Below are 13629 nucleotides of genomic sequence, written 5' to 3' on the forward strand. Positions count from 1 at the left end.
GTGCAAGAACGTCGCCTGGTCGCAGACCATGCCCTACAGCTACACGATGTTCGGCATCGACAGCAGGGCGCTGGCCTTCGGCGGCGTCGAGAGYGATGCCGCCGCGGCGACGCCTCTGGCCATCACGCCGGCCGACACCGGCAACCGCCTCGTCGTCTCGAGCAGCATGATCAAGGGCACGGGATGGCTCTCGGCCACCCGCACCTCGGCCAGCGGCATCAGCGTGGCGGCCACGGCCGCGTCTCTCGCGCCGGGCAGCTACCAGGGCACGGTGCAGGTGCGATTCGCCAACCTGGCGAATTCGCCGATCCTGGACATTCCGGTGGCCTTCACGGTCGGCTCGGGCCTCAAGGCCCCGGCCGCCGGCCAGCTCGTCATGACCGCCAACACCGCCACGATCACCGGCACCGCCGACRTGGCCTTCAACACCAGCCAGGGCCACGCCTGGACGGCCAGCAGCGACCAGCCCTGGCTGGTGCTCGACACACCCGCCGGCGCCGCCGCCGGCACGCTGCAGTACCACGTCGACCTGGCGCGCGTGGGCGAGGTCGCCAACTGGGGCTCGACCATCGCCAACGTGACGATCCACGCCGCGGGCCTGACCGATGCCACGCTCCCGGTCACGCTGAGCAAGCAGCTGCCCGAGATCTACACAATCTCGCCCGCGACGATCCTGGCAGGGCAGCCGGCCACCGTGCGCGTGACCGGCCGTGGCCTGTCGCAGTTGTCCGGCATCGGGCGCATCCAGGTGGCCGGCGCTGCCGGCGTCACCGGCACCGTGACCAGCGATCGCGAGGCCGTGCTCAATGTCCCCGCGCTGGCGGCGGGCCGTGCGACGGTGTCGGTGACGAACGCTGCGGGCTTCGCGGCCTGGAGCGGCGCCATCGGTGTCGCGACGCGGGGTGTGCTGCCGTCGAGCACGGTGGCCAACGCCGGCGAGAAGCGCTCGGCGCTGTTCGACCCCACGCGCAATGCGCTGTACGCCATCAACCTCGATCAGAACACCTTGGTGCGTTTCCGCTATGCGGGCGGCCAGTGGCAGGTCGACGGGCTGCCGATTGCGGCCATCGGCGACCTGGCGATGTCGCCGGACAGGCAGACGCTGTACGTGGGCTCGGGCACGCGCAACCTGCTCGCCGTCGATGCGGACACGCTGCAGGTGAAGAACACCTACCCGCTGCCGGCGCAGATGGATGGGTCGGTGTCGCCGTCGAAGTACTTCACGCGCGGCATGGCAACCACCAGCGACATGCGCCTGTGGTTCGGTGGCAGCCAGTGGTCGAGCATGGGCTACTTCGACATGCTCAGTGGCAGCTACGGGGCGCTGCCGGTCACCGGCTCGAACTTCAGCCTGTACTCGCCGGAGTTCTACGCGCCGGGCGATGGTTCGAAGCTGTTCGTGCTGAACCCGCCGATGCTGTCGCCGAGGTTGCCCAGCTACCTGTACACGCCCGCCACCGAGAGCCTGAGCTCCCCGTCGACGCTGCCCAACCCGTACCGCAGCGTCGCCTACGACGCGACCGGCAGCAGGGCCCTCGTCGATGACGAGATGCTCTACGACGGCGTCAACTTCAGCCTGATCGGCACGGCACTCATCAGCTCGGCCATCGGCACCAACGCCGTCATCTCGCCCGACGGGACGCGGATGTACCGGCTGGTCACGGCCGACCACGACAGCCTGGTCATCGACCACATCGATGTGTACGACACCACCCAGGTGCAGCCGGGCACCTCGGCGCTGGTGAAGCTGAGCCAGATCGCCGTGACAACGCAGGCGCTGGACTGCGGGGTGCAGCCGGCCTACGGCTGCGACGTGCGAGGCGCCTTCGTGATCAGCCCGCTGGGCGACACGCTGTTCTGGGTCGGCAACCAGCGGCTCGTGGTGTTCCCGATTCCGAGTGCGCTGTCGGGGATCCAGTCGGCGTCGCCGCGCTTGCTGAAGGCGGCGAGCCGCTGATTCGCCAGGCAGTCGCTTCCCCTCTCGCCGGGGGAGCGCTGCCATGTCCCTCACATCCAGCTGGCCACTTCCCGGAACAACAGGCCGATGAACTGACGCTGTTTCCTGATGTTCTCTTCTTGAGCGATTTCCTTGACGTCGTCGGACCACCGCCTCTGGAGCCACTCTCTCGTCATGCCGGTTTCACGGATCACCAACTGGTAGATCTCGTCTTCGTCCAGCAACTTCACGTACCGGTCTTCGGGGTTGCCGCTGGCCAGCATTTCTCCAATTCGCTTGCCATCCTTCCTGTGGAAGATGGTGGGCGGACCCTCTGCCGTGTTCTGTTCTGAGTGTGCGGTGAACTCCTGCACCTGGGTCCGCCTCACCTTGCCCAGCCCTGCCGAGAAAAGCACCAATTCCGGTTCACCGCGCCCGCCGTCCTTCTTGACGAGATAGCCGTCGCTTCCCGGATGCATGGCCTTGACGCCCCTGGCCTCGATGTCGCCGTTCCCGCCGAAGGACTTCAGGCCCTGGTGCCTGAGGGTGCCGTCCAGGTGCTCCCAATCCTCAAACTGCTTGATGACCAGAGGGGACCTGGCCTTGAAGGTATGCAGGAACTGCTTCGATCCGTCTCCTTCGAACTTGATGGCAGCCGCTTGCAGACTGAACTCTTCGTCGAAAGAAAACCATGCCGGCGCATTCGGCACCAGCACCACGGCCCCTTCGTCGCCCAGGGTGAAGCGTTCGGCAGTGGTGCCGTGAATCAGCGCGGTGCCTGTCGGGACGGACGCATCGGCGGCCTTGGGTGCGTGTTCGGACTCGTCCCACAGGTAGCGCTGGCTTGCCAGGTCCCAGGCGGCGGTCTTGGCTGTCTTTCCGAGCCGGAACCTCACCACGCCTGCTTCGTCGCCCATCGAGCCATCCACCAGGAACAGCTGCAGGTTGCCGAATACCTCCGGATCGAGGTAGTGATCTTGCTCGTCCTCTTTCACTGGTTTGCGTTGGGCCACCCTGGCCGGCCCGAAGATCGCTCGCAAGGCTTGGCGCTGCGCCAGCATGCGCGGTGACTGGTTGATGTCGATGTGCGAGGCGGCGCGCTGAACCAGGGCCCCACTCCGCGCGGACCGCGCACCTGCCTCAACCGCGGCGGGCTGGCATTGCACGGCACTGGCATGGACATCACGGGCTTTCATGGCCTGCACGATAGCCATCAAGTCCGCCACCGCACATCAGCCTGGTGCTGATATTGCAATCCGGTTCCGGGAGCGTTTCGGGTTTGCGCCGACGGYCATTCGAGGGCATCGGCGCGCCGGTGCATGAGAAGATCCCGGCACAACGAGGAGAGGGCCCTTCATGACCGGAAGAGCTGAATCGCTGCAGCAGTCAGGCCGACCTGTCTTCGCGAACTGCGGATCAGAAAATGGCTCCTTCGACTCCTCCTCCCGTCGCCAGTGGCCCCGTCCACTTCTCCACCGCCGTCTATGGATCGCCACAGCAGGCCTTCCAGCGATTTTGCGAGCTCACGGCCGACATCTGCGATGTGACGATGCTTGGCGATGCCGCCAACTTCCAGGTGGCGACGACCACCTGGCACCTCGCGGGTGCGCTGCTGCTCGAGAACAGATCGAGCACGCTCAAGTACGACAGAACGTCGCTGCACGTCGGACGGGGCATCGACCACTTCCAGATTGCGATGTACCTTTCCGGGGGCGCCGAGTTCGTGCAGGCGGACCACGTGCTGCACCAGCGCGCAGGCGACGTCAGCATCATCGACATGGCGCAACCCAATCAGACCCGCGAACGGCCGGGCGCGGACGGATCGGCGAAGGTACTGACCTGCATGCTTCCGCGGGCCTTGGTGTCGCCCGCGGCATCCCATGCGGCCCCACTTCCCTCGCTTGCCGTCCTCGGGCACGACACGCCCTATGGACGGCTGCTCGGCGACTATCTGCTGGGCCTGCGCCGAGGTGGCTGCGACCTCACTTACGGACAAAGCCAGGCCGCGGTTCAGGCGCTTGCCCAGTTGGTCCTGGGCAGCAGCGGGCACAGCGCGGACACGCGGGCGCCCGCCCACCGAACCAAGCAAGCCTTGCAAAGCCAGGTCAGGCAATTCATCGAACAGAACCTGGGATCGGATTCGCTCGACGTGGAGGGCTTGTGCCGCCGCTTTGCCGTCTCGCGAGCCGGCCTCTATCGGTTGTTCGGCTCGACAAGCCCGGCGAACTACATCCAGCAACGCCGCCTGCAGCGCGCGTTTGCGATGCTCATCTCTCCCGCCTTTCGATCGTGGCGAATTCTCGATGTGGCGGTCGAGTGCCAGTTCGCCGGTGATGCTGCGTTCATTCGGGCGTTTCGAAGGGAGTTCGGCCTCACGCCGGGCGATGCCCGCGACCTGTCGGCTTCCGCGGTTTCAGGCGCGCCACCCCGCGGCCATGCGAATGGCCATCCCTGGCCCGACGCAGAGGCCGTCAACTGGATCAAGCAGCTCACCAGCGCGATGCCGCAGCCGGCCTCGAGTACGTAGTTGAGACGCCCGGCATGTTCCGTTGGAACGCGCGGCATGTCGCCGGTTTCGGATCGGGCGTAACTTGCGTTCGCACCGATTCTGGTGCGACAGCCCAGGGAGAACTCCATGACCACCGCGCTTGGCCGGCCATCCGCTTCCATCTTCGATCACACGCAGCTGCACGTCGCCTACGTCACCACAGACGGCTCGATCCTCGACGACTACTACGACAGGCAGGCAGGCTGGATGAGGCAAGACATTACCGCCCGCATCAAGGGAACGCCCGCAGCGGCCCGCGAACTCACCACGATCGTGACCAAGGACCAGTGGCACGCGATCTACCGCACCGCGGACAACGGCCTGTCTCACTTGTATTACCGAGAGAACGAAGGCTGGTTCCATGACGACCTGACCGGCCTTGCCAAGGCGCGGGCGACGATCGGTGCCGCTTCGTTGGTGGTCACGCCAGGTCAATTGCATGCCTTCTATCGCGACGACCGCAACCACGTCTCGCACGTCTACTTCCGCAAGGGTGAATGGGTGTGGGAAGACATGCAGACCGTCGTGCCGGGAAACCTGCCTGACGCTGCCGAAGACCCGGCGGCCATCCACGCCTATGAGCAACTCCACGTGGCCTACCGCGCAGGCGACGGCCAGCTGGGCCACTTCTATCACGACAACAAGAAGGGCTGGGTGCGGCAGGACATGATGACCCCGGAGAATCGGGCGCCGCGGGCCAAGGGCGTGCCGGTCTTTCTTGCGTACCACAATCGTCTCGAGTGCTTCTATCGAGACAGTGCCGATCACATTGCGCGCCTCTATTTCGCGAAGGGCGGCTGGCGCTACGAAGACCTGACGGTGGCCAGCGGGTGCCCCGTGGCAGCCGCCGGGGATCCCGCGGCCATCGATCACAAAGGCCCGCACATCGTCTTTCGAGACGCCGGCGGGCATCTTGCCGACGTATCGATGCCGCAGGACGACACCTGGGTCTATCGCGATCTGACGCGCGAGAGTTCTGCACCCAAAGCCGTGAGCGATCCGGGTGTCGTCGCCCACGAGGGCCACTGGCACGCCGTTTTCGTCGCGGAAGACGGCCATGTCCACGATGTGTACTTCGATGGCACCTGGCACACTCAGGATCTGGATGCGCTCGCGAAGAATCCCGCTCCCATCGGAAAGGTGGCCTTGCGCAACGAGGGCGCGTACTTCGTGGCGGTGCGCTTCGACTACCTTCGGAGCGATGGCCGCCAGCGCATATCGTCCGCGACCACCGGCACGCCGTTCCCTGTCGGCGAGAYCAACATCAGCGACCCCGGTGACCATGGGGTTCCTGAAGGCGCGGAGCTCTGGATAGAGATCCAGGCGACCTTGGGGGAATCCGCGCAAGGACATCAGCACTTCATCTACCAGAAGGGCGTTGCGCAAATGGCTCGCTACCACTGCAGTGGCACGACGCTGGATGTCGATCTCTCGTTCGACGGAGTTCGTCCTGGCTCCGCCGAAGCCGCCGTGGATGCGACAGATTCAGAGCTTCAGGCCTGAGGCTCGTGCGAGCGGGGAGGAGGCTCCAGCGCAGACAGCCGCTGCTTGAACAGCGCCGGGAACCGCGCGCGCCATTTGGCATTGGCGGGCGACGGATGGGGCATCGGGTGCAGGCAGACGCTGCGCCCCAGCCCGGGCAGCGGCACTTCGATGCTCCGCTCGTACTTGATGTCGCCCTGATCCCAGAAGGCGTGGGGCTTCTGCCGGGTCTCGTCGGGTTGGCCGATGCCGAACCAGAAGAACGCCTCGGTGCCGAAGGTCACGACATCGTGGCCGCCCCACTGGTCGTGCATGAGTTGCAGCAGCAGGGGCTGGCACGCGACCCGAACCTGCGGGACCCAGGGCTTGTTGCCCTTGGGCTTGAACGGCACCGTGCGGGATCCCTGCCGACGAAACAGAGGGCGGCGCCGCGCGGCCCGCGGGGAAGCACCGGTCGAAGTTCGGGCCCGTGCGCGTCGGTGTCCAACTGAGCGTGCCCCCGCACGATCCTTTGCAACTCGCTGACGATGCGTTCAGTCATCCCCCACGCCTTCCCGTCATGGCGCCTCGTGCGGCGGCCACTTGGCGCGGCCCTGGTTCAGCTGCGCCGCGGCGTCCCCTTCCGCACCGAGCGACGGGATCGCGGCCAGCTTGCCGTAGACCTGCGGCGAGAACACCGCCTCGAGGTCGCCGACATCGGCTTGCACGTTCAACGGCTTGCCCGTGGTGAGCTTCTTGTCGTCATGCGGGTCACCCGCCGACGGATGCAGGCCCCAGGCGACATCCCGACCCGGGCGCATCGCCGACATGCCTTGCGCGTAGACGCGCGTCACGCGCTCGATGCCCGCGTCGCCTTGGTTCAGCTCCGGCACGAAGGTCTTCGGATGGACCTCCCCCGTCTGCGTCGACGCCTCGGCCCACTCGTCGGCATAGCCGCGCCGGTGCGCCGCGTAGAAGCCGCTGCCCTTGGCGGTACCGCTGTTCGATCCGATCCGCGACGGATCCATGCCGGTGTCGATGATGGAACGACCCGCCGCATGGTTGGTGCCGTGGTAGCCGACGAACTCGTACCCGGCCTGCGTCAGTGAGTGATGCGCCGTGGAGACGGACGCCGCATCCGGGCTCTCGCTGAGCAGCCCGTCGCGCGTGCCGTTCAGCCAGGGCTCGTTGAGGCCGGGTCGCGCACGCGCCGACGCATTCGGCAGCGGCGCCCGGGGCGCGAGATCCCCGAGCCGCAGAGCGGTGCCCGGCGGGGGGCGGTTGGTCAAGGTTTCCAGCTGGCCCAGGCTCTGCGAGCGCCCACTCGGCCCCCGCGGGCGCTGCGCGGGTGACGCGTTGTCCGCCGGGCTGGTGGAGCGGGGCGAGCCGATGGTGGGCGAGGGCGATCGATTGAGGCGATCCAACATGATCGCGGTCTCCTGCGGCGATGAGGTTGGGCGATTCTCGGGGGCTCATGGTGGACGGCGGGTGGCCAGCCGAAGCGGCAGACGGCCTGCCGAAGCCGCTCGGGGTATGGCTGGCGACGATTCGAGCGGAGTGCAGTCATGCCTCCGGATGCAGGAGGTATCTCGGTGAGAATGCCGTTCAATTTTTCTCAGGAGAACTCGTGAGAGCACTTTGGATGCTGCTATTGCTGGCTGCTTGCGCAACCCCGCCCCAGGGTGATTTGTTCACTCAACCGCCACCGCCTCAGCCGGGCTACGCAACACTTGTCGCCTATTACGATCCGTGTTGCCTGGCAGGGTTTGCCCCCGTCACGTTCTCCATCAACGACACACCCCAGGTGGCCAGTGTCTCCATCGGTGGTTACAGCGTGATCTCATTGGCTGCCGATGCGACGTACACCCTGACGGCAGGCGACCCGTCTCCCTACAGTCCCACGGTCACCGTTTCACCCAAGAGCGGGGACGTGATCTTCGCCCGGTACTACCTCGGGGCGGGTTCGTCGACCTTGACGGGAAGTCCGGTGATGCCAGTGTTGTTCACCAAGACCGCCAACCTCGAATTGGTGAACGCGCCCAACCTGTCGAGATACCGCATTCAACCGGCCATTGTCGAGACCGTGCGGCCCAAGTGAACGCGCACGGCGGCCCGCCTTCACGGGCCGCCTGCATCGACACCTTGGACTCGATCAGATCCAGACTGATTCTGGCTTTCCGATTTTCATGAGTCGCTGCTTGAGCAGCGCGGGGAACCGCGCTCGCCATGCGGCGTTGGCAGGCGATGGATGGGGCAGCGGGTGCAGGCAGACGGTGCGCGCCAGCCCGGGCAGCGGCACATCGATGCTCTGCTCGTACTTGCTGTCGCCCTGGGCCCAGAAGGCGCGGAGCTCCTGCCGGGTTTCTTTCGGCTGACCGATCGCGAACCAGAAGAATGCCTCTCTGCCCAAAGTCACGACATCGCGGCCGCCCCACTGGTCGTGCATGAGTTGCAGGAGCAAGGGCTGGCACTCGACCCGCACGCGCTGGCTCCAGGACTTGTTGCCTTTGGGCTTGAACGGCACCGTGTTCATCCAGAAAAATCGCTCGCCGACTTCGCGCCCACTTTGCTCGCTCAGCTCGACACCCGGGCTGCAGACCTCCAGCAAGCAACTGCGCAGACGCTGCCCGGACTCGCCGATGAAGGGGAGGCCGCCCTCCGCCTCCTTCTCGCCGGGATCCCTGCCGACGAAGCAGATGGCGGCGGCGCGCGGGCCGCGGGGAACCACCGGCCGAAGCTCCGGGCCGTGCGCGTCGGCGTCCAGCTGCGCGTGGCTGCGCACTATGCTTTGCAATTCGCGGACGATCGTTTCAGTCATCGCTATGCCTTTACGTCAGGGCTTCTGCTTCTTGGCTGTGAGCTGCTGCAAGGTAGACGACGGCCTTGTCGATCGTGGTGAGGCCGGCACAGTCGCTGTCGCTCATCTCCACGCCGAACTCGTCTTCGAAGGCCATGATGAGCTCGACCAGGTCCAGCGAGTCTGCCTTCAGGTCGGCGAGGAATCGGGATTGCAGCTGGATCTGCTGGAGCGGGATGCCCATGTGCTCGGACACGATTCGGCAGACGCGGTCTTGGATGGAGCCGACGGGCTTGGGCGGCTTGGGCTTGGCTGGGGGATCAGCGGCCACGCTCGGGGTGGGCATGGCGGCGGTGGCAGATGTGGCGAGAGCGAGGGAGACGATGTGGCGGCGGTTCATGGGATTTCAGCCTATTGGTACCAGCGAGTTCTCCCGTGAGGGGGCTCTGATGACTCGCACTTTGGCGTTGGACAGCGTCACTGCCAGACACTGGCTGCATTCACCTCTTCTTTAGGCGAACATCACTCCTGCTGCCCGCCGGCACCCTTCCCGCCATTCACAAGGTAGCCGCTGATCGTCGCCCTCAGCTGGGCAGCGTAGTTGTAGACAGCATCGACGTCTTCCAACGCGAACTGCTCTTCCTCCCGCTTGTCATTGAAGACGCCAAGGCGGAGCTTCTCGGTGTTGTTGAAGCGAAGGCGACAGATCGGCTTGCGGTTGTTGTCGTCCAGCAGGATGGCGCAGTAGCTTTGCGCATCGCGCATCACCACGCGCTTCGTCGGAATGAGATCCCGCACGATAGCTCGCACTGTGTGAAAGCCTTCCAGCTCCTCGGAGCTCGTGGCGACGGCCACCTCGCCAGTGGTGCCGTTGTCGCTGGTACCCGCCGGCGCATTGGTGGGCGCAGTACCAGCCGCCGGAGCGGTGATGGGAATCGTCTCCACCAAGCTGGGAGACTCGGGCGTCATCGCGCCTTTCAATCGCTCGTTGATCTTTTCGCCAATCAGCTGATCGAATGCCCGCTTCGCGATAGCAGTGAACTGCTCTTTGACTGCGGGAGTGAAGCGCCGATTGCCGAGCAGGTCGACAGACAGGATCCGAACAAAGTCCTCGGATGGCGAATGGATCCATTGGCTGAGCCGTGTTTGGATAGCCCTCGTGTACTTCAGCTCGTTGGCCGTCGTGAGAATCGTGTCCAGGTCGTATGCGGACTTCGCGAACTTCTTGAGCTCTTCGACATCGCGCTCCTTGAAGTCCAGGATGCTGAACTCGAAGAACGGCTTCTCGTCCATCTTGTTCGGCTGCTCAAGATCCGTAAAGAAGCGGTAGGTCAAGCCGTTGGTCAACACGCCGAAGCGAGCGTCGGTGACGTGGAAGTAGCGGAAGAGCTGCGCCGCATGGTTGATGTGGAGATCGGCCCCGGATTTCTTGCACTCGAACAGCATGATCGGCTTGCCGTCTCGAAGGATCGCGTAGTCGACCTTCTCGCCCTTCTTCGTTCCCACATCGGCGATCAACTCGGGCGTGACCTCCAACGGATCGAACACGTTGTAGCCAAGGATCTGGATAAAGGGCATGACCATCGCATTCTTGGTCGCCTCCTCGGTCTGAATCATGTCCTTTGTGTTCGCGATGCGATTGGCAAGCACGCGGAGGTGGTCGATGAAGTCCATGTCGCCTTTCGTTGGCTAAAGTCGATCGCGATGCTGAGGCCGTATTTGTTGTTGGGTCAACCGTCAAATTGATGATGCCGCCGACGGCCCCTCCTTTGCGGATGACTTCGGCGCCAGCACGCTACAGAAGAACGTGAGAATTGCGCGTCTCTGCAGTTCTCGTTCTGGATATCCCCCGTTCAATGGCTGGACGGGATTGGCCGAAATCAGCCTGAAGCAGTCGATGACTCTCGAACGACGGCTTTGCAGCGGTTGCTGCCGGTCGTTTGCGATCGGCGAGTGTCCGCTTGCGACGGCGATGCAGACGTTGCGAGGCGCCGGCGACACCGCGGCGAACGGCAGAAGTGCTTGGCTGAGCGGAGGCCCATGCCTCTCCGCGACCCGGCTCGGTTGAACGTCTGCTCCGCGCGCTCGCGAACTCGCACAATCGACCCAAACCGGAAGTAGATTTCGCGCGTTGGCGTTCCGGAGAGCGGTCGTTCGTCGCCGGTGCCGCTGAACCCGTATGAGGCAGTCCCAGCGAGGGCGCACTCGACTAGGGACGAACCCAAATCTTGTCAGTTCTGTCGCCCATTCCGGGAGATGCCCCCCGCTCAATGAGGACGCAGGCCACCGCGTCGCGATATGCAGCATGCCGCTCCAAACTGCCACCTTGATAGAGTTCATGCAGCGCTCCTTGGCTGGCAAATGCCTCCAGGATCTGCGGCACCGACATTCCCTGCAGCGCCTCGCGCACATACACAAGGTCATCGTCTGAGTAGTAGCGAGGAATGTTGCCGAGTGCTTTTCTCTTCTGAAACGTGAAGACATGGTCCTTGCTCATCAGGGCGACCCGCATTGCCCTGTCCACACCCTCGGGGTCATAGCCGATTCCGTCCTCGAGGTGGATCGCACCCAGCAAGAAGTTGGCGGTCGTACAAATCGATTGCGCCGCGCCAGTGCTGGCGTCTGTCACGGTGATCAGGATGTAGAAGGGCGCCGTCGATCGATTGTGTATGGCGGCTTCGAAGCTTGCATCCGACTGCCGAATTGCGGAGGACGCTGCAGTTGCCTCGGGCGGACTCGGCGGCACGGAGGCAGCACTGGCGATCGCAGTGAAAGCCAGGAGGCAAGACAGTTTGATTGATTTCATGACGGCGAGGGCGGGCGTAGTTGTCGACACTGACGTTGAACGCGGCAGCGCTCGCTTCGGGGTTACTCGATAGACGACATTCGCGAGAGGCTGCTTCTGGCTTGCTCCAGGCGCTCGTCCGCTCGAGCTGACGGGCACTGGCTAGACCGTTGAGGATTGTGCCGACGGGATCCGCCAGCACGAATGGTCAAGCGCTGAACTTCTGGGGAAACAGCCGACGAGCGGCAAAGCAGCCTGCTACTCCACCAGAGCCTATGGCGAGAAAATGAAGTGCAACGAGTGGGCTGGGCAGGGCGAGAGCCATACACATGGCTGCTCCCCATAGCCCGGCGAACGAAAAAGTCAACCCGATGAACAGAGCAGCCCCCGCAGGACGATTCCATGGCTTCAGTAGAAGCGACGGCGGCAACGCGAACGTGCCAGGGGGCAGCTTCTGAAGTTCCATCCAAAGGATGCCGACCGAGGTCASCAGGGCGGCGGGAAGCGTRATRGCTACGCTCGTCCAAGACGGTGAATGCTGCGAAGGAAATGTGGCAGAGAGGTAGCCCCATCCTGCGCAAATGAAGAACCAGAARAGGTAGAAGAGTYTCACGTTTGCAGTGCCTGATCTTGGATGCCGACCTCTCGACATCGAGGAGGTGCCAGGGTGGCATCGTAGCGTCGCGAGAAGCGCTGCCGCAGAGCGGACGTCACGAAAGGACCGCTTGTGGCCGACAGTGCATGTTCGCCGCCTCACCCGCGAGCAGTCGGTCGGCGGCCGAGCCGCCTCCGCAGGACACCCGCTTGCAGGGCGACGGACGAAGGGGCACAGTCGGCCAGGAGCTGACCCTCACGATAGACTGCATCCGCGCCAAGTAGCGGTGCCTGATCCAGGAATGTCCAGCGGAGGCTCCGAAACATGCGACTCTTCAAAAGCCTGCTTGCCGCCAGCGGGTTCGGCGCTGGCACGCTGAATCGCAGTCCGAAGCCGCGCATCGTGGTCGATGCCGAGAATGCGGCTGACTGGATCGTTAAGGCCCTCCTGTCGGAAGGATACGAGGTTGATTTCTCGCTCGAGAGCCTGAAGGAGATCGATCGATTCTTCGACGATCACGCCCCCGGTGGCGCCATCAAGCCGAGCGGTCTGCTTTCCCGCGACCTGGGCGCAAGAGTATTCGGTATCGGAAGCTATGTTGGAGAAGTCCTGCGCCGTGAGGCCGGTGGCAATTGGCAAGGTGACGATGACGATCCTCAGGCCGAGATCAACCTCACGCTCAAGCTGCCCGACGGCGCATTGCTTTGGCCTATGCAGCGCGTTATGAAGCGCTGCCAGGTTGGCCCAGAAGAGAGCGTTTTTGTGTACGGCTCAGTCGCCAAGCAAGCGACGGGGCAAGAAAGTCAGTAGTCGGCCAGAAGCGGCCAGACGTGAACGGCGGCTTTCGGATAGGGTGACCCCAAGGCTACGAGCCTGATCTCTGCGGGGTTGGGCCGCTCAGACCCTGGCGAGGAAGGCCGCCGCATCACCCGCTTCGCACTTCCAGTCTGCGAAAACCCCGACCAGATTGCATTCCACGCAGCGGCAGGCAATGTAGTACCAACGCACGTCATGTGTGCCCTCGTACACGGAGACGCCGGACATCAGCTCGAACACCTCGTTCTCGCACACGCACTCGTGCGTCTCTGGCGCGGCTTCTTCCATGTAGTCCGCGCTGTCGCCCATCGGGTGCTCCTGCCCGCAGTCGGTGCAGGTGCGGATTGCGACGCCGGCTTCTTCATCGGTCCGCAGCGCGAAGGCCCGGCACCCGCAATCGCATTTGGACGCAGCAAACCGGACGGCTTCATGGCGATTCGCAACGCTGTAGCTGCGCAGCTCGGCTTGGGTGTCGCCGGACGTCGTCCCGTACCAGTATTCGCCTTTCTTCGTCAGTGCCATTGATACTGCTCCATTCTTCAAGGTGGGCTTCCGGCAGGCCTGGCGTCAGGCTCGCCCCTGAGCTGGATTTTGCCTGGAGGCCCGGTGAGTCGTCGCCAAGGGCCCGGTTCGGAGAGGTCGCCGACAAGAGCCGCGGACATCCTGCAATGCCAATCTTGGAGCCTGCAGC

Annotated in this window: 13 protein-coding genes; 5 read left to right on the forward strand and 8 right to left on the reverse strand. The window is 64.3% G+C overall.

The genetic code is table 11. From position 1 onward, the window contains the following. A partial coding sequence (locus AC1D01_RS06470) for an IPT/TIG domain-containing protein (protein WP_477865243.1) occupies positions 1–1957 on the forward strand: 1957 nt, incomplete at its 5' end. A gap of 50 nt (positions 1958–2007) precedes the next feature. Here the strand turns inward: AC1D01_RS06470 and AC1D01_RS06475 are convergent. Continuing rightward, entirely contained in the window at positions 2008–3132 is a 1125-nt protein-coding gene (locus AC1D01_RS06475; RefSeq protein ID WP_477865244.1) for a hypothetical protein, read from the reverse strand. A 227-nt stretch (positions 3133–3359) separates the two neighbouring features. Between AC1D01_RS06475 and AC1D01_RS06480 the strand changes: the two genes are divergently transcribed. Together AC1D01_RS06480 and AC1D01_RS06485 are read left to right on the forward strand one after the other, a co-directional pair. Beyond that, a complete protein-coding gene (locus AC1D01_RS06480) occupies positions 3360–4463 on the forward strand; it encodes a helix-turn-helix domain-containing protein (protein WP_477865245.1) in 1104 nt (367 codons plus the stop codon). Positions 4464–4571: 108 nt separating this feature from the next. Further along, positions 4572–5987: a hypothetical protein gene (locus AC1D01_RS06485; RefSeq protein WP_477865246.1), complete on the forward strand. Its 1416-nt coding sequence runs from the start codon at positions 4572–4574 to the stop codon at positions 5985–5987. On the opposite strand, the gene AC1D01_RS06490 is transcribed toward AC1D01_RS06485, so the two are convergent. Both AC1D01_RS06490 and AC1D01_RS06495 read right to left on the reverse strand, forming a co-directional pair. Then, complete coding sequence (locus AC1D01_RS06490; RefSeq protein WP_477865247.1) at positions 5978–6358, reverse strand: hypothetical protein; 381 nt, start codon at positions 6356–6358, stop codon at positions 5978–5980. The two genes, AC1D01_RS06485 and AC1D01_RS06490, sit on opposite strands and share 10 nt — an antisense overlap. Before the next feature lie 165 nt (positions 6359–6523). Next, positions 6524–7234: a hypothetical protein gene (locus AC1D01_RS06495; RefSeq protein WP_477865248.1), complete on the reverse strand. Its 711-nt coding sequence runs from the start codon at positions 7232–7234 to the stop codon at positions 6524–6526. Positions 7235–7572: 338 nt separating this feature from the next. On the opposite strand from AC1D01_RS06495, the gene AC1D01_RS06500 reads away from it, so the two are divergent. Continuing rightward, complete coding sequence (locus AC1D01_RS06500; protein WP_477865249.1) at positions 7573–8043, forward strand: hypothetical protein; 471 nt, start codon at positions 7573–7575, stop codon at positions 8041–8043. Positions 8044–8097: 54 nt separating this feature from the next. On the opposite strand, the gene AC1D01_RS06505 is transcribed toward AC1D01_RS06500, so the two are convergent. The 4 genes from AC1D01_RS06505 to AC1D01_RS06520 form a co-directional block, all read right to left on the reverse strand. After that, positions 8098–8763 (reverse strand): uracil-DNA glycosylase family protein, encoded by a 666-nt coding sequence (locus AC1D01_RS06505; protein WP_477865250.1) that lies wholly within the window; start codon positions 8761–8763, stop codon positions 8098–8100. Between the two features lie 10 nt (positions 8764–8773). After that, positions 8774–9142 (reverse strand): acyl carrier protein, encoded by a 369-nt coding sequence (gene acpP, locus AC1D01_RS06510; RefSeq protein ID WP_477865251.1) that lies wholly within the window; start codon positions 9140–9142, stop codon positions 8774–8776. A 122-nt stretch (positions 9143–9264) separates the two neighbouring features. Continuing rightward, positions 9265–10416: a type I restriction endonuclease gene (locus tag AC1D01_RS06515; protein WP_477865252.1), complete on the reverse strand. Its 1152-nt coding sequence runs from the start codon at positions 10414–10416 to the stop codon at positions 9265–9267. A gap of 535 nt (positions 10417–10951) precedes the next feature. Continuing rightward, entirely contained in the window at positions 10952–11548 is a 597-nt protein-coding gene (locus AC1D01_RS06520; protein ID WP_477865253.1) for a hypothetical protein, read from the reverse strand. 898 nt (positions 11549–12446) lie between these two features. Here AC1D01_RS06520 and AC1D01_RS06525 point away from each other — a divergent pair. Further along, positions 12447–12932: a hypothetical protein gene (locus AC1D01_RS06525; protein WP_477865254.1), complete on the forward strand. Its 486-nt coding sequence runs from the start codon at positions 12447–12449 to the stop codon at positions 12930–12932. A gap of 87 nt (positions 12933–13019) precedes the next feature. On the opposite strand, the gene AC1D01_RS06530 is transcribed toward AC1D01_RS06525, so the two are convergent. Continuing rightward, positions 13020–13460 carry a hypothetical protein gene (locus tag AC1D01_RS06530; protein WP_477830038.1) on the reverse strand — a complete coding sequence of 147 codons (441 nt, stop codon included), beginning with the start codon at positions 13458–13460 and terminating at the stop codon, positions 13020–13022. Positions 13461–13629: the final 169 nt, after the last annotated feature.

It is taken from the genome of Rhizobacter sp. P3_B12 (assembly GCF_056402895.1).